The sequence below is a fragment of the Actinocatenispora thailandica genome, assembly GCF_016865425.1.
Lineage (GTDB): Bacteria > Actinomycetota > Actinomycetes > Mycobacteriales > Micromonosporaceae > Actinocatenispora > Actinocatenispora thailandica.
The window spans coordinates 6,675,262-6,689,379 of sequence record NZ_AP023355.1 but is presented as its reverse complement, the minus strand read 5'-3'; the positions used below and the strand labels follow the sequence as shown (position 1 = coordinate 6,689,379).

Sequence of the window (14,118 nt, the reverse complement as noted above, 5' to 3'; positions counted from 1 at the left end):
GAGGCGTTCACGCCGGCGACGGCTCCCGGTCATCGTCGATCGAGTACAGGCAGGCAGCGGGCAGTGGGCCGAGCTGGGCGCGGTGCCAGCGCAGTGTTGCCGCCGTCGGGGACATCGGCAAGATCGGCAGCCGGATGGCCAGCGGGTCGTCGTGGAGGTCGGCCGGTGATGGTGTGGCGGTGGTGCAGGACGCTGGGCGGTGGCTGATCTGGATCCGGATGCTGCCGGGGCGAGATTGATAATGGATGCTCGATGCTGCGTGAGGACGTGGCGCTCGACCCGAACGACGCGCTGGTGCACTACCTGCGGGTCACGATGCACACCCTCGGCGAGATCGTCGACGAGATCGCGACGGCGTACCGGCCGGTCAACGCCGACGCCGCGCCCGGTTCGACGCCGCGGCCAAGGCATCACGCCAGCCTGCCTAGGAAATCTCCTCCGTCAACGACCCCAGCACGACCTGAGACCTGTCCGGCCATGTCCGGTCGGCGGCACTGAGGCACGCCGAGGTGGGCGCTGGGTGGCGAGACCCTGGGCGAGGAGAAGAGGGTGTCACTTGCCGCTGTAGACGGGGAAGGCGCTGGATTGTCCGTAGTCGCGCTCGTGCAGGTCTCGTAGTGTTTCCATGTCCGTCTCGGAGATGGTGAAGTCGACCTCGGCGTTCGAGCGCATGTGGTTGGGGTTTGCGGTCTTCGGCAGAGCCACCGTCTGGAGCTGCAGGGTGTATCGGATGCACAGCTGGGGCACGCTGACGCGGTACTTCTGCGCGATGGCGGCGACGCGCTCGTTGTTGAGGATCTCGCCATGGGCGATCGGCGAGTACGCCTCGACGAGAATGTTCCTGGTGTGGCAGTAGGCGATCAGGTCGGTGGGCGTGTTGCCGGCGTGGACCAGGATCTGGTTGACGTGCGGGGCGACGGTGCCGTGCTCGAGGATGTTGTCCAGGTCTTCCTGGAGGAAGTTGGACACGCCGATGGAGCGCAGCTTGCCCGCCTGGTGGGCGTGTTCGAGGGCCCGCCAAGCCGCCAGGTTGCCCGCGGAGTAGTCGCCGCCGCGGAAGTCGTTCCACGGTTGCGGGGCGTGGATGAGCATGAGGTCGATGTAGTCGATGTCGAGTGCGGACAGCGACTGGTCGATCGCGGCCACGGCTTGGTCGTAGTCCTTGATCTCCGCGGCGAGTTTCGTGGAGACGAACAGCTGTTCGCGGGCGAGGCGGGAGGTGCGGACGCCCTCGCCGACGCCGCGTTCGTTGCCGTAGGCCTGGGCGGTGTCGATGTTGCGGTAGCCGATCTCGACAGCGGCGCGGACGGCGTCGGCCGCCTTGTCGTCGTCGATGAACCAGGTGCCGAGTCCCAGTTTGGGGATCTGGATGTCGTTGGACAGGGTGTAGGTCTCGTTCAGGATGCTCATGCGTTCGCTCCGTTGGTCGGCAGCTTGGCGTAGTCCTCGTCGGTGACGGGCTCGAGCCATTCGTTGGTGACGTCGTCGCCGGGGGTGATGAAGGCGAGGTGGGAGAACCAGGTGTCGGCCTTTGCGCCGTGCCAGTGCTTGGTGCCGGCCGGCACGCGTACCACCGATCCGGGCTGCATGTCGACGGGATGTTCGTCCTCGGCCTGGTACCAGCCGCTGCCTGCGGTGCACAGCAGGATCTGGTCGCCGCCTCCGTCGGTGCCGTGGTGGATGTGCCAGTTGTTGCGGCAGCCCGGCTCGAAGGTCACGTTGCTGACCGGGACGCTGCCCGAGGCGAGCGGAGCCAGGTAGCTGTGGCCGGTGAAGTACTGGGCGTAGGCGTCGTTGCTCGTACCGAGCGGGAAGATCTGCTCGAAGTTGTCATTGGTCATGTCGTGTCCTTCATTCGTTCTGGATGATCTGCCACCGGGCGCAGGATTGGTCGCTGGCGTGGTGGCGGTTGGCCATGGGTCGCGGGTCAGTCGGTCACGGTGTGCGATTCGGGATGGCCGGTGATGTCGCGTCGGTCAGATGCCGAGCCAGCCTGTGCTTGGGCCTCGGTGGCGGCCCAGGTCGCCAGCAGCGCGAGGTTGTCGGCGGAGGCGGTGGCAGGTTTGGCGGTGTAGGCGGTGAGCACGAGGCCGGGGGCGGCGACGAGTTCCATCGAGTCGTAGGCCAGTTCCAGGTGTCCGACGGCGGGGTGGTTGAACGTCTTGATACCGCCGCGGTGCAGCCGCACGTCGTGGGCGCCCCACCGGGTGCGGAACGCCTCGGATTGGGTGGCGAGCTCACCGATGAGTGCGGTGAGGTCGGGGTCGTGGGGGTTGCGGCCGGCTTCGGTGCGCAGCAGGGCGACAGCCACCGCGAGGGCCCCGTCGTAGTCGGGGTAGTAGTCGCCGGCGCGGGGGTCGAGGAAGTCGAAGCGGGCGATGTTGGCGCGGTGCGCGGGCTGGTCGAGCACGGGTGAGTACAGGGCCCGGCCGAGGATGTTGCTGGCCAGGATGTCCAGGCGGCCGTTGCGCACGAACGCGGCGGTGCCGCTCATGGAGTCCAGCACGCGCTGCACGCTGGCCGGTACGGGTGTCCGGACCCGGCGGGGTGGGTTGCGGGCCGGTTTGGCTGCGCGGGCGAGGTTGAACAGGTGCTGGCGTTCGGCCTCGTCGAGTTGCAGCGCCCGCGCCACCGCGTCGAGTACATCGTCGGAGACGCCCGAGATGTGTCCCTTCTCCAGCCGGTTGTACCAATCGGGGCTGACGCCGGCGATGACGGCGACCTCTTCCCGCCGCAGCCCCGGTACGCGGCGGTGGCCGGCATGGGGCAGGCCCACCTGCTCGGGGCTGAGCTTGGCGCGGCGGGTGGCCAAGAAGTCCCGGATCGCGGCCCTGCCCGTAGTCTTGTCACCCGCTCGTGCGCCGCCTCGGTCGGTTGATCGCTCTGGCATGGGGTCCACGCTACGAGCTTGTCCGGGCTGTGGGAGGTTGAACTTGTACCCCCTCTATCTCGCCCTCCCACCCGGGCTCGAGCCGGGGTTGTCTGGATCGCGTGACCACCAGCAGCCGCACGACCGCCGCCCACCAGATGCCGGCCTCGGTGTCCGACAGTGCCGCGACCAGACCAGCTGTGCGTCGGGAACGGCAGCATGCCAGCGCGGCGTTGACCGCGGCGCTGCTGGGCTTCTTCGTCGTCACCCTCGATGCGGTCGTGGTGAACGTGACCCTGCCGACCATCCGCGATGACCTTGGCGGCGGGGTGGCTGGGCTGCAGTGGGTCGTCGACGGGTACACGCTGATGTTTGCCGCCCTGCTGCTGTCGGCCGGATCGCTGTCCGACCGTCTGGGCGCCAAACGGGCGTTCGGTGCCGGACTGGTCGTGTTCGTGATGGCCTCGGTCGCCTGCGGGCTCGCCCCTACTCTCGCGTGCTTGATCGGAGCGCGGTTCGCGCAGGGCAGCGCCGCCGCGGCGATGATGCCGGCATCGATGGCACTGATTCGCCAGGCCTACTCCGATGCGAGGACTCGCGGCCGTGCGGTCGGGATCTGGGCCATGGGCGGCGCCATCGCCTCCTCGTCCGGTCCGTTACTCGGCGGCGTGCTCAACCTGGTCGACTGGCGGCTGATCTTCTTCGTCAACGTCCCGGTCGGCGCGACCGCGCTGCTGCTACTGGCCAGAACCCGGCCCTCGACACCGCGGCCGGCGCCGTTCGACCTGGCCGGCCAACTCACCGGCGTGTTGGGCATGAGCGCGCTGACCTTCGCAGCGATCGAAGCCGGTTCGCGAGGCTTCGCCAACCCAGCCGTCCTCGCAGCGTTCGGCCTCGCGGTGGTCGCGCTCGCCGGGTTCATCCGCGCCCAGCAGGTCGTTGCCCATCCGATGGTGCCGCTGACCCTGTTCCGGTCCCGCACGGTCGTGATCACCGTCGCCAGCGGGCTCGCGTTCATGGTCGGCTACTACGGGCTGCCGTTCGTGATCAGCCTGTTCCTGCAGCAACACCGCGGCCTGTCCGCGCTGGCCACGGGAATCGTGTTCCTGCCGATGATGCTCATCGGGCTCGCGCTCACCCCGTTGTCGGCACGCATCGGTGAACGCATCGGCCGCAAGATGCTGATCGTGGCCGGGCTGCTTCTCATGACCGCCGGCCTGGCCGCGATCGGGACGCTACCGGCCACGACCTCGCTGTGGCTGCTGGCTGGGCTGATGGTGCTGGTCGGACTCGGCGGTCCTACCGTGTCCCCGCCCGCCACCGCGGTTCTGCTCGACGCCGTCGACCACGAGAAGGCCGGCGTCGCCTCCGGGGTGTTCAACACCAGCCGCCAGATCGGCGGAGCGCTTGCCATCGCCGTGTTCGGTGGCCTGCTCAGCAAGCCCACCACGGTCGTGACCGGCGTGCACACCAGCCTGCTGATCGCCGCTGCCGTCCTCGCCGCCACCACCGTGCTGGCCCTGTTCCTGCCCGCCACCGCGACGCCCGCAACCTCAAAGGAGTAGCTGTGACGACCACACCCGACATCGAACAATTCCGAAGCGCTGACGAGATCGAGATCAGCACCCGACGCTCTGACGGCTCACTGCGCAGTTTCGTGCCCATCTGGCTCGTCTCCGTCGACGGCGCCCTCTACATCCGCTCTTACCGCGGAACCGCCGGCGCCTGGTACCGCCACGCCATCGCCGGCGGCAGCCGGCACACCGGAGCGATCCGCGCGGGCGGCCACCAGGCCAACGTCACGTTCACGCAGGTCGGACCAGGCGAACACGGGCTGCTGGACGCGATCAGCCAGGCCTACCAGAACAAGTACGCCCGCTACGGCGACACCTACCTGAAACCCATGCTCGCCGAACGGGCCACCGCCGCCACCGTGCGCCTCGACCCAGCAGGCGACCAATAGTCACGACCACCAGTCACCAAACCCGACACGAGGAGGACGACACCATGACCGACCAGCAGAACACCGGCAACGACGATCAGCAGAGCGGCTGGACCGGCGGACAGAACGCGTTCTGCGGCTTCGCGCCGGCGATGGTCCACTACACCGACAAGGTCCTGTTCGACGAGGTGTGGGAACGAGACGGCCTGTCCAAGCGCGACCGCAGCCTCATCACCGTCGCCGCGCTCACCGCGCTGGGCAAGACCGACCAACTGCAGTTCCACATCGGCTTCGCCCGCACCAACGGCGTCACCACAGCCGAACTGATCGAAGCCATCACCCACCTCGCCTTCTACGCCGGCTGGCCCAACGGCATGAGCGCCATGACCGTCGCCAAGCAACTCCTCGGCGACGATAGCGCCGCCGGCTCACGCGGCTGACCACACCGCAACTTCAGCCGCCCGGCTGACACCAGCGCCAGAGATCGTCGATTGGACTTGGCCCTTCTCCGGCGCCGCATTCACTGCTCCGGCGAGCTCGATCGTCCAGCTTGCCCCCGGCCGGAAGCAGCCCGGCGCATGCCGAAAGCCGGCCTGTCGGGAAGTTCCGGACACTCCCATCCAGGCGGGTCCGGTGATCCTGGAAGCGCACCATGTGGACCCGCTCGGCTGGGATCCGGCCGTCGAATGACGCGTGCCGCGAGCAGCGGGCTGGAGTGGGCCCGGGCGGCCGATGACATTTGTCCTGCCGGGTCGGCGACTTTCGGATCTGCCTGACGATGCCGCATTTCCAGGAGACTGGCCATCGTTGAAGGGCGAGCACGGATGGTGGGTGCGGTGACGATGGTCAAGTACATGTGTGCCGCGGCGGTGGTCGCGCCCGGCTGGTTGCTGATCCAGCGGTTGGTGTCCGGCAGCCACCCGATCGACGTGCTCCGCCGCCTCTGGCGCCGCCCGGTACCGATCGCGGCATTGGCGCTGGTCGTGCTGTTCACCGGGATGGCGATCGTACAGACGGCGTCTCCGCATGTGCTGACAGCTCTGGAACGGCAGCCTGGCGGCGGCTGGTGGCGATGCGGTACCGCACTTCTGGTCCAGACGTCAGGATGGGTGCAACTGCTGTTCAATCTTGCTGCCCTGATCGTGGTCGCGCCTGCGAGCGTCCGGGTGTTCGGCACGCCGCGGATGCTGGTGGCCTTCGTCGTGAGCGGGGTGGCCGCGCAGGCGGTGAGCATGTACGCCGGCTGGTCGTCCACCGGCGGGGGAGACTCGGTGGCCATCTGCGGCCTGGTCGGCGCGCTGAGCGTCTGGTACCTGTTGCGTCGACGCGAGCTGGCGCGCTGGATACTGCTGCTCGTGCCTGCCGCGGGCGTGGTGCTGTGCACGGTCACCAACAATCACGGGGTCGGTGTGCTCGCGGGCTGCCTACTCGGCGCCATCTACGCATTCCCGGTCGCTGGCCACGCTCGAGACAGTGCCCGTGTCACGGACCACGGTGTCGTCACGGCATAGCCGACGCTACCGAGCGACCAGCGCTCGGCGGCGGCCACACGTCTACGTCATGGTCGGGAACCGGCTGCGCCGCCGTCTGCCCCGACGCGACTGGTGGAAACGCAAGGTCTGATTCCCGCCGGCAGCGCTTCGGGTGCCTCCAGCAGACTCGACCAGGGATCGTGCTCGCGATCGCCCGCCTTCTCCATCTGGATCCGTGAAAGGTGTAACGATGCACGTCGTTCCCGGGCTCAAGGTGCTGTACTTCGGCACCCCGGTGGTGCTGATCAGCTCGCGCAACGAGGACGGAACCGCAAATCTTGCCCCGATGTCTTCGGCTTGGTGGCTCAACCAGTCTGGGGTGCTCGGTCTGGGCAACAGCGGCCAGACCACCGCGAACCTGCTGCGCGAACGCGAGTGTGTGCTCAACCTGCCGTCGTCGTCGATGGTCGATGCCGTCGATCGGCTCGCGCTGACCACCGGGAAGTCGGTGGTTTCGGACCACAAGCGGCAGCAGGGTTACCGGTACGAGCCGAACAAGTTCTCCGTAGCCGGTCTGACGGAACAACCCTCGGAACTGGTCGCGCCCCCGCGCGTCGCGGAGTGCCCCATCCAGCTGGAGTGCAAGGTCATTGCGGTGCATCCGTTCGCCAGCGGCTCGAACGCCACCGTCTTCGAGGTCAACGTCCTGCGCGCCCACGTCGAGCAAAGCCTGGTGATCCCCGGCACGCACCATGTGGACCCGCTCGGCTGGGATCCGCTGATCATGAAGTTCTGCGAGTTCTTTGGTGGCGGGGACAACGTTCATCCATCCAGGCTCGCTGAGGGCTGGACCATGCCGCATCGACTCGATCCGGCCGCTGTGTGAGCCGGCCGTGGTTGATCGCCCCGCCCGGCGCCTGACCACCTGGCACACGGCGCCGATGCCAGCCGCCATGGAGAAGTCGACATCTCCGGTGGGCGCAGCGATCGTCCGAGAGGATCAGAATGCCTGAGTGTCGAGGCGTGTGGGGACTCGGCGGGGGGTGGTCGAGTCCCCACACGCCACAACCGGGGGTGGGGTGGGGTCGGATGGCGTGCAGCGCGCGATCGCGGCGTTGACGTCGCGCATCCGTTGCACGGCGAGTTCCGGGTGATCGCCGAATTCCTGGGCAACCCGTTCGGTGCAGCCCCGGCGCCCGAGCTGACGCAGCATACGGTGGATGGTTTCGGTGATCTCAGCGGCGGCGAGTCGCCGAGAGAACTGGACCTCGGATGCGAACAGTGCCTCACTGGCGATCGGGCCCGATGCTGATGCGTCCTTCGCCGGCAGAGCCTGTTTTGATCGTGGACTGCGTGCCGGCCGGGATGGACGCGCCGTCGGGTCCTCGACCGCCCCGAGCTCGGTGATCTCGACACAGCCGGCGGGCGGCGCCAGCCGCCGTGCCCGCCGGTCCGCCACGAAGTGGCGCCAAGCATGCAGCGCGTCAGGAACGGTCGGGTAGACGGCGACCTCGGCCGGCGACACCGCCCCGGTGTGCGGGTCGCGGTAGGACAGGGCGTTGACGAAGCAGTCCCACCGGGCATGGCCACACCAGTACAGGGCATCGTTCGTGCCGGTGGCTCGGTGCTCGGGTTGCAGCATGACGAGGTATCCGGGGCCGTTCAGGTGCTGGTTCATCGGCTGCCACGAGGCGTCGGCGACCGGTGCTGGTGGTACCTGCCGATCATCGCCTGTCACCGCTACTGCCCGGTTCATCTGGTCCGCCCACCTTTGGTGGAGCGTGTGGACGCGGCAGCCGGACGGCCGCGCCCACACGAGATCTGAGCGACCGCCGATGGTTGGGCGTGGTAGCCCGGCCTGACGGCGCTGTCGAGATCCCGCGGCTGCCGTTGGTGCATGCTGGCCGTCAGGACAGTGGGTCGATGCCTCCCGGGCCAGTGCCCACCACATGCGATCGTGTGTGGTTACTACGCAGTCTTCCCGCGCGGCAGGTGCCCCGTCACCATGGCCAGCGACCATCTGTGCCTACCGGCTAGCTGGCAGACCGGGCACGCCGGCACCGGAGCGGAGGCGGCCTACTGCAGTGGCACGGGCAGCGTGGCGGTGATCTCGGTGCCGCCGTCGCGGGGGCTGCGAACGCTCACCGTACCTGCCGATGCCGCCACCCGATCGGCGAGCCCGATCAGCCCAGACCCGCGGGCCGGGTCGGCGCCGCCGACACCGTCGTCGCCGATCGTCAGCACGAGTTGGCCCTCTCGGATCGCCGCACGAATCCAGATGGTGCGGGCTTGAGCGTACTTGGCGGCGTTTGCCAGTGCTTCGGCGGCGACGAAGTAGGCAGTGACCTCGACCTGCTGCGGCAACCGGGACTCTATGCCGATGTCCAGTTCGACCGGAAGGCGGGATCGACGTGCCAGGGCACGTAACGCCGCGGGCAGGCCGGCCTCGGACAGGATCGCGGGATGGATTCCCCGAGACAACTCGCGCAGGTCCACAAGTACCCGGCCGAGCCCGTCGGCGATCTCCTGCAGGTCGTTGCGCAACGACTCCGCCTCGGGCGGCACGTCCGCCTCGGCGACGCGTAGGTCCAGCGCCAGCGACACCAGCTGCTGCTGGACGCCATCATGCAGGTCGCGTTCGATCTGGTGCCGTGCCTGGTCGGTGGCCGCCACGACGCGGGCACGGGACGCGAGCAGTTCGGCCCGGGCTTGCCCGTTGGCGATCGCGATCGCGACCAGGTCGGTGAAATCGGCGAAATGAGACTCGACCCGCGCTGCCATGTCTTCGTCCTTTGTCGACAGAGCAGTCATCTGGCCCCAGAGCCGGCCCTCGACGGTGATCGGCACCGAGACCGAAGAGCGAAACTCTGCCGTGCCGGCCGAAGCATCATCGCCGATCAGCATCGGCGCCGCGTCTGCCGCGGCCCAGACTGCCAGTGTGACGACCGAGCCGTCCGCCCGGTACTGCTGGAGCCGAGTTCCGTCGACCTTCAACAGGCTTCCGACCTCGGCGGTCACCGCGGTGAACAGATCCTGCTGGGCGACGCCGCGCGCCACGAGGGTGGCGACCCGGCGCAGCGCGGCTTGCTCCGCGCCGAACCGGGACAGCCGATCGCGGCCTCGTTCCAGGGAGCGTCCCATCGTGTTGAAGGCCCGTTCGAGTTCACCGACCTCCCCCGGCCCGGTCTCCGGCATCCGAACGGCCAGGTCGCCACCGGCCAGGGTCGCTGATATCCGCGCGGCGTGCCGCACCGGGCGAATCAGGTACCGCACGACATAGACAGCGAACACCGCGATCAACACCACCGACACGATCGTGCCTGCGACGGCACCCCCCAAAGCCCACAGCACAGTCCGCCGCGCATCCGCGTCGCGCTCTGCAGCGAGCTGCCGCTCGGAGGTGTCGAACTGGGTGAACTGCTCGCGAATCGAATCGATCTGCTGCCTTCGCTCATCGAGCCCATCGGCACTGCGCGCCATCGGCTCACCGGCGCGGACCGCCTGCACCAGCGGGACCGAATAGTCTGCGATATACGCTTCGACACCCTCGACGAGGCTCCTCGCCCGCTGTCGCTGCTCGGGCACGGCGGTGGACTGCACCAGGTCGCGGCCGACGGCGGGCACCTGGCGTCGGGCGGCGGTCCACGGCACCAGAAATCGTTGCTCGCCGGTCAGTAGATAGCCGCGCTCACCGGTTTCGATGTCGACCAGTAAACGTTCAAGCTGGTTGGCGTTGGCCAGAGTCTGCTGGGTGCGCAAGGCAAGCCGCGCCGTCTCGCGGTCGTCGGCGATCGCGAAAACCAACACCGCGAAGAGCCCGCCGATGATCGCCGCCAGCATCGTGCTCGCGGAAGCGATACGACGGGTCAGCCCGCGGCGCACGAAGCCCGCTCCCCAGGATCGGCCGGCGGCTCGTGTCGACTCTGCCGGTTCAGCGGAAGCGCCCCCAGCACCCGCCCCGATATCGTGACGGAGGTGAGCGCCGCACCCAAGGTCCCCGGCCCGCGGGACGAAGCGCGACTGCGGGTGATCATCGCCGACGACGACATCCTGCTGCGCGAGAGCATCGCCAGCCTGCTGGAACGGTCCGGCTTCGCAGTGGTGGCGCAGGTATCCGACGCCACCCAGCTTCTGCAGTCAGCTGCGGCACAACTGCCGGATCTGGTCATTACCGACATTCGCATGCCACCTACTCACACCACGGAAGGCCTCGACGCTGCCCAGCAGATCCGTCGGCAGTTCCCGCAGGTCAACGTGCTCGTACTGTCAGCGTATGTCGAACTGACGCATGCAACCGACCTTCTCACCAGCGGCGGAGGCATCGGTTACCTGCTCAAGAGCCGGGTCACCGATGTCCAGGAGTTCGTCGACACACTGCACCGGGTAGCGCACGGCAGTTCAGCGGTCGACCCGGCGCTGGTACAGGAACTCGTCACCGCACATCGACGAGACGACCGGCTCACTGAGTTGACGTCCCGGGAAAAGGAAGTGCTGGCCCTCATGGCCGAAGGGCGATCCAACGCCGGTATCGCGCACCGGCTGTGGATCAGCGAAGGCACCGTCGAGAAGCATGTCCGCAGCATCTTGAACAAGCTGGATCTGCCGGAAACCGATGACGATCACCGACGAGTGCTTGCGGTCATCGCCTTTCTGGAGGCTCGGTGAACCGCTCACCGCGACACCCCGGAAACCACTCATCGCAGCAGGCGCCGAATGCCATCGGCCGACAGATCTGACTTGTCCAGGAACCCGACGGCCGGACTGTTCGCGAGAACCTCTTCGAAGTCAGCGCCACCGTGGCCGGAGATCATGATCACTGCGAGCTGCCCGGCAGTGCGGCTCAACCTGTCAGCAACGCCGAACCCGCTCTCCTCGCCGAGGTCGATGTCCACCAGCGCCACATCCGGCCGCAGGCGGGCCACCCGATCCACGGCCTCGCCGCCATGCTGTGCGATGCCCACGACATCGATCCCTTGCCTGCCAAGCAACCTGGCTGCGGCCCGCAGGAACTGCTCGCTGTCGTCCACCACCACACAGCGTAGTGCCATGCCGCGATCGTCTCTCTGGGCGGAACTCGACGCATCCCGGCTACCTGGACTCTTCCGCCCTTGCCCCCGGCAAGATTCACCGAGCTTCCCCCGCTTCTGCGGAGAGCTGGCTACCTGGCGCCAGAGGGCTCCGGCGTCACGATAGCTGGCTCGGCCGGGGCCTTCCTGCCTGGGCACAGAACCTCAGACGCAACTCGCGACTGATCTGTTGCGGGCTCCACGGTTGACGCAGGTGCTCGAGCAGGAACGCCTCCAGCTGCGGTGTTGGGGTCCACCGCGGTCGACGTGGTCGACGGCGCCGTGCTGCGGCTATGTGGTGTGCTTCGAACGGCCGGTACTGGCCGTCGATGCGCCCATTGCCCCGTAGTTCTCGACTCACCGCAGACGGCGACCGGTCCAGCTGCGCGGCAATCGCCCGCACGCTCCACCCGGCCTGGCGCAGGTCGGCGATCTCGATCCGTTCCTGTTGGGACAAGAACCGTGCGCTGATCGGGGAGACTGCCACTCGGTCGACCGACGCGACGAACCCGACCACGATGCCGTCGCGGTAGACCTTGAACCCGTTGCGCCAGTTACGGCTCGTGGATCGCGAGATCCCGACCTCGCGACGAGCGGCCGCAGCCGTCCATCCCTGGAGATCCGCGTGCGGTTCAGCGGAGTTGCGTTTCTCGCGATCATCCCACCCACCACTGCGCCCGACGAGGCACGCAGGTTGCTCGCACAAGCAGCGGAGAACCCCCAGACCGGGGTCGAGAGCGTACTGGAGCGAGTGCGTCCACGCTGAAGCTGCGTTGGGTTGTTCGCACAACCACCGGCCGTCCGGGCCGCCTGCCGCCGGCTCGCTCCAGCCGTGGCCGACGGGGCGCTGCGCGCGGAGCGGTGGTGCTGGCCCGAGTGGCTGCGGACCTGTCAGGTCGAGCCGCTGCCGGTGGTCATGATGGGCAGGATGTGGGACCGGATGTGCTGCTCGTCAGGCGGTGCGCCGTGGATCATCAGGTGCAGCAGTATCATCGCGAGTCCGGCGTCGGCCCGGGCGGTCAGATCGATGTCCTCGTCGGCGATTGGGCGCAGCCGTTCGCGGGTGGCGGCGCGGATCGGCGCCACCTTGGCCTCGCGTACGGCGGCGGCGAGATCGGAGCCGGTCGCGGACAGGAGGACCGACAGCAGTGGTGCGGCCCGTTCGGCGATGGCGGTCGCGACCGACACGAGATGGGCGGTCAGGTCGTCGACGGGGTCGCCGTTGATCTCGGTGGTGCGGTGTTCGGCGGCGGCGCGCAGCGCCGCGACCACGAGCGCGTGTTTGGTCGGCCAGCGCCGGTAGAGCGAACCGAGCCCGATACCGGCGGCGCGGGCGACGTCGGCGACGTGCAGCCGCTCGTAGCCGTGCTCATCGAGCAGGGTGAGCGTTGCGCTCAGGGCCGCCTCGTCGACGGCCGGGTCGCGCGGTCTGCCTCGCGTCCGGTCCTCCGTCACGACGCCAGCTTAACGGAAGCCTTGACTTCCGTAATACCAGGTTGCTATACCGGTAACCCCTGTTCTCGTAAATGAAGGGACCGTGTCGTGCGCGCTGTCGTCACCGTGCCGGGCAGTACCCCCGGACTTGCCCTGGGCGACGTGCCGTCGCCCATCCCCGCACCCGAGGAGGCGTTGGTGCGGGTGACCGCGTTCTCGCTGAACGCCGGGGAGACTCGTACCGCTCTGGCTGCCGACGACACCTACGTACCCGGTTGGGACTTCGCCGGGATCGTCGAGCAACCTGCCGCCGTCGGCGATACTCCGGCGCGGGGTACTCGGGTCTTCGGTGTCGTGCTGCCCCGCGGTTCCTGGGCCGAACGCATCGCCGTGCGGCCGGGCCTGCTGGCGAGGATTCCCGACGCAGTCACCGACGAGGCAGCCAGCGCACTGCCCGTCGCGGCGACCACGGCGCTGCTGGCCCTGGAATCGGCCGGGCCGTTGATCGGGCGACGGGTCCTGATCACCGGCGCCGCCGGCGGCGTGGGCAGGTTCGCCTGCCAACTTGCCACCTACGCCGGGGCCAGCGTGTCGGCGGTGAGCCGCCGCAGCGATCTCGTCGATCGTCTCACCGCCGACGGCGTGCGGCTCGACGGTGTCTTCGGTTCCGTGCCGGAGGCCGTGGCAGACGCCGGGTACGACGTGGTGCTCGACGGGGTCGGCGGCGACTCGCTTGCGGTGGCGCTCACCGCGCTGACCACCGACGGCGTCTGCGTCAGTTTCGGTAACGGAAGCCAGCAGCCCACCCGCTTCGATGTCGACGCCTTCAACCGCACGCGCGGCGCGCGGCTGGTGGGGCTGTGGCTGGGTAACGTGCTGGCGGCCGATTGCGCCCCGATCCTCGCCCGTCTCGCCGACCTCGTCGATCGTGGGAGCCTGCACGTACCGCTGGATGCGACGCTGCCCTGGACACAGGTCGCCACCGCCGCCGGCCGCCTGACCCAGCGCCGCATCGACGGCAAGATCGTCCTCACCGTCCGCTAACAGCGGCGTTCCCGGCGGCGGAACAACGGCGGGGCCGGCAGTCCAGCGGCGCGGTCACCGACGTGGCGAGAGGTCGGCCCGACGGTCCCAGATCGCCGAACGGGCCGGCCTGAACAGGCGGGCCTTTTTCATCATTTCGCTGACAAGCGCGCGGTGGTCTTCGCCGGCGAGGGAGCTTTTGCAGGGATCATCTCCGCGGAGACTCGCGCTCAACCGGACTCCGTCGACCCGCTGCGCGCCGCCGCGGCGGGCTGCGGCTCGCGGCCGACACGATCTACGAGCGGTACCACG

General features: G+C 68.5%; 16 protein-coding genes. 8 read left to right on the top strand and 8 right to left on the bottom strand.

Annotation, left to right across the window (positions count from 1 at the left end):
- Positions 1-252 precede the first annotated feature (252 nt).
- Positions 253-498: a hypothetical protein gene (locus Athai_RS30170; RefSeq protein ID WP_203964623.1), complete on the top strand. Its 246-nt coding sequence runs from the start codon at positions 253-255 to the stop codon at positions 496-498.
- Positions 499-552: 54 nt separating this feature from the next.
- Here Athai_RS30170 and Athai_RS30165 read toward each other — a convergent pair whose 3' ends face one another.
- The 3 genes from Athai_RS30165 to Athai_RS30155 form a co-directional block, all read right to left on the bottom strand.
- The gene (locus tag Athai_RS30165; protein ID WP_203964622.1) at positions 553-1,410 is read right to left on the bottom strand and encodes an aldo/keto reductase; all 858 of its coding nucleotides are present in this window, start codon (positions 1,408-1,410) and stop codon (positions 553-555) included.
- On the bottom strand, positions 1,407-1,841 hold the full coding sequence (locus Athai_RS30160) for a cupin domain-containing protein (RefSeq protein ID WP_203964621.1): 435 nt from the start codon (positions 1,839-1,841) through the stop codon (positions 1,407-1,409). The genes Athai_RS30165 and Athai_RS30160 overlap by 4 nt, the downstream gene beginning before the upstream one ends.
- 86 nt (positions 1,842-1,927) lie before the next feature.
- A complete protein-coding gene (locus Athai_RS30155) occupies positions 1,928-2,812 on the bottom strand; it encodes a helix-turn-helix transcriptional regulator (RefSeq protein WP_239157263.1) in 885 nt (294 codons plus the stop codon).
- Positions 2,813-2,991: 179 nt separating this feature from the next.
- Between Athai_RS30155 and Athai_RS30150 the strand changes: the two genes are divergently transcribed.
- The 5 genes from Athai_RS30150 (at position 2,992) to Athai_RS30130 (ending at position 7,169) form a co-directional block, all read left to right on the top strand.
- The gene (locus Athai_RS30150) at positions 2,992-4,434 is read left to right on the top strand and encodes an MFS transporter (RefSeq protein WP_239157262.1); all 1,443 of its coding nucleotides are present in this window, start codon (positions 2,992-2,994) and stop codon (positions 4,432-4,434) included.
- 2 nt (positions 4,435-4,436) lie between these two features.
- A complete protein-coding gene (locus Athai_RS30145) occupies positions 4,437-4,832 on the top strand; it encodes a DUF2255 family protein (protein WP_203964619.1) in 396 nt (131 codons plus the stop codon).
- Positions 4,833-4,876: 44 nt separating this feature from the next.
- Positions 4,877-5,251: a carboxymuconolactone decarboxylase family protein gene (locus Athai_RS30140; RefSeq protein ID WP_203964618.1), complete on the top strand. Its 375-nt coding sequence runs from the start codon at positions 4,877-4,879 to the stop codon at positions 5,249-5,251.
- Positions 5,252-5,653: 402 nt separating this feature from the next.
- Positions 5,654-6,322, top strand: a complete 669-nt coding sequence (locus Athai_RS30135; RefSeq protein ID WP_239157495.1) for a rhomboid family intramembrane serine protease — start codon at positions 5,654-5,656, stop codon at positions 6,320-6,322.
- Between the two features lie 211 nt (positions 6,323-6,533).
- Positions 6,534-7,169, top strand: a complete 636-nt coding sequence (locus Athai_RS30130) for a flavin reductase family protein (protein WP_203964616.1) — start codon at positions 6,534-6,536, stop codon at positions 7,167-7,169.
- Between the two features lie 114 nt (positions 7,170-7,283).
- Here the strand turns inward: Athai_RS30130 and Athai_RS30125 are convergent, their stop codons facing one another.
- Positions 7,284-8,039 carry a hypothetical protein gene (locus Athai_RS30125; RefSeq protein ID WP_203964615.1) on the bottom strand — a complete coding sequence of 252 codons (756 nt, stop codon included), beginning with the start codon at positions 8,037-8,039 and terminating at the stop codon, positions 7,284-7,286.
- 320 nt (positions 8,040-8,359) lie between these two features.
- Positions 8,360-10,165 (bottom strand): CHASE3 domain-containing protein, encoded by a 1,806-nt coding sequence (locus tag Athai_RS30120; RefSeq protein WP_203964614.1) that lies wholly within the window; start codon positions 10,163-10,165, stop codon positions 8,360-8,362.
- Between the two features lie 138 nt (positions 10,166-10,303).
- On the opposite strand from Athai_RS30120, the gene Athai_RS30115 reads away from it, so the two are divergent.
- On the top strand, positions 10,304-10,948 hold the full coding sequence (locus Athai_RS30115) for a response regulator (RefSeq protein ID WP_203966454.1): 645 nt from the start codon (positions 10,304-10,306) through the stop codon (positions 10,946-10,948).
- A gap of 29 nt (positions 10,949-10,977) precedes the next feature.
- On the opposite strand, the gene Athai_RS30110 is transcribed toward Athai_RS30115, so the two are convergent.
- The 3 genes from Athai_RS30110 to Athai_RS30100 form a co-directional block, all read right to left on the bottom strand.
- Positions 10,978-11,310, bottom strand: coding sequence for a response regulator (locus tag Athai_RS30110; RefSeq protein WP_239157261.1), 333 nt, complete (start codon positions 11,308-11,310; stop codon positions 10,978-10,980).
- A 157-nt stretch (positions 11,311-11,467) separates the two neighbouring features.
- Complete coding sequence (locus Athai_RS35420) at positions 11,468-11,836, bottom strand: helix-turn-helix domain-containing protein (protein WP_420829854.1); 369 nt, start codon at positions 11,834-11,836, stop codon at positions 11,468-11,470.
- Positions 11,837-12,240: 404 nt separating this feature from the next.
- Positions 12,241-12,804 carry a TetR/AcrR family transcriptional regulator gene (locus Athai_RS30100; protein ID WP_203964611.1) on the bottom strand — a complete coding sequence of 188 codons (564 nt, stop codon included), beginning with the start codon at positions 12,802-12,804 and terminating at the stop codon, positions 12,241-12,243.
- 333 nt (positions 12,805-13,137) lie between these two features.
- Here Athai_RS30100 and Athai_RS30095 point away from each other — a divergent pair, with 333 nt between their 5' ends.
- Entirely contained in the window at positions 13,138-13,827 is a 690-nt protein-coding gene (locus Athai_RS30095; RefSeq protein WP_203964610.1) for a quinone oxidoreductase family protein, read from the top strand.
- Positions 13,828-14,118: the final 291 nt, after the last annotated feature.

Coding starts and splice junctions, on each gene's coding strand:
- Athai_RS30160 (WP_203964621.1), bottom strand. CDS start 1,841: ATGACCAATGACAACTTCGAGCAGATCTTCCCGCTCGGTACGAGCAAC.
- Athai_RS30135 (WP_239157495.1), top strand. CDS start 5,654: ATGGTCAAGTACATGTGTGCCGCGGCGGTGGTCGCGCCCGGCTGGTTG.
- Athai_RS30170 (WP_203964623.1), top strand. CDS start 253: ATGCTGCGTGAGGACGTGGCGCTCGACCCGAACGACGCGCTGGTGCAC.
- Athai_RS30125 (WP_203964615.1), bottom strand. CDS start 8,039: ATGAACCGGGCAGTAGCGGTGACAGGCGATGATCGGCAGGTACCACCA.
- Athai_RS30140 (WP_203964618.1), top strand. CDS start 4,877: ATGACCGACCAGCAGAACACCGGCAACGACGATCAGCAGAGCGGCTGG.
- Athai_RS30165 (WP_203964622.1), bottom strand. CDS start 1,410: ATGAGCATCCTGAACGAGACCTACACCCTGTCCAACGACATCCAGATC.
- Athai_RS30130 (WP_203964616.1), top strand. CDS start 6,534: ATGCACGTCGTTCCCGGGCTCAAGGTGCTGTACTTCGGCACCCCGGTG.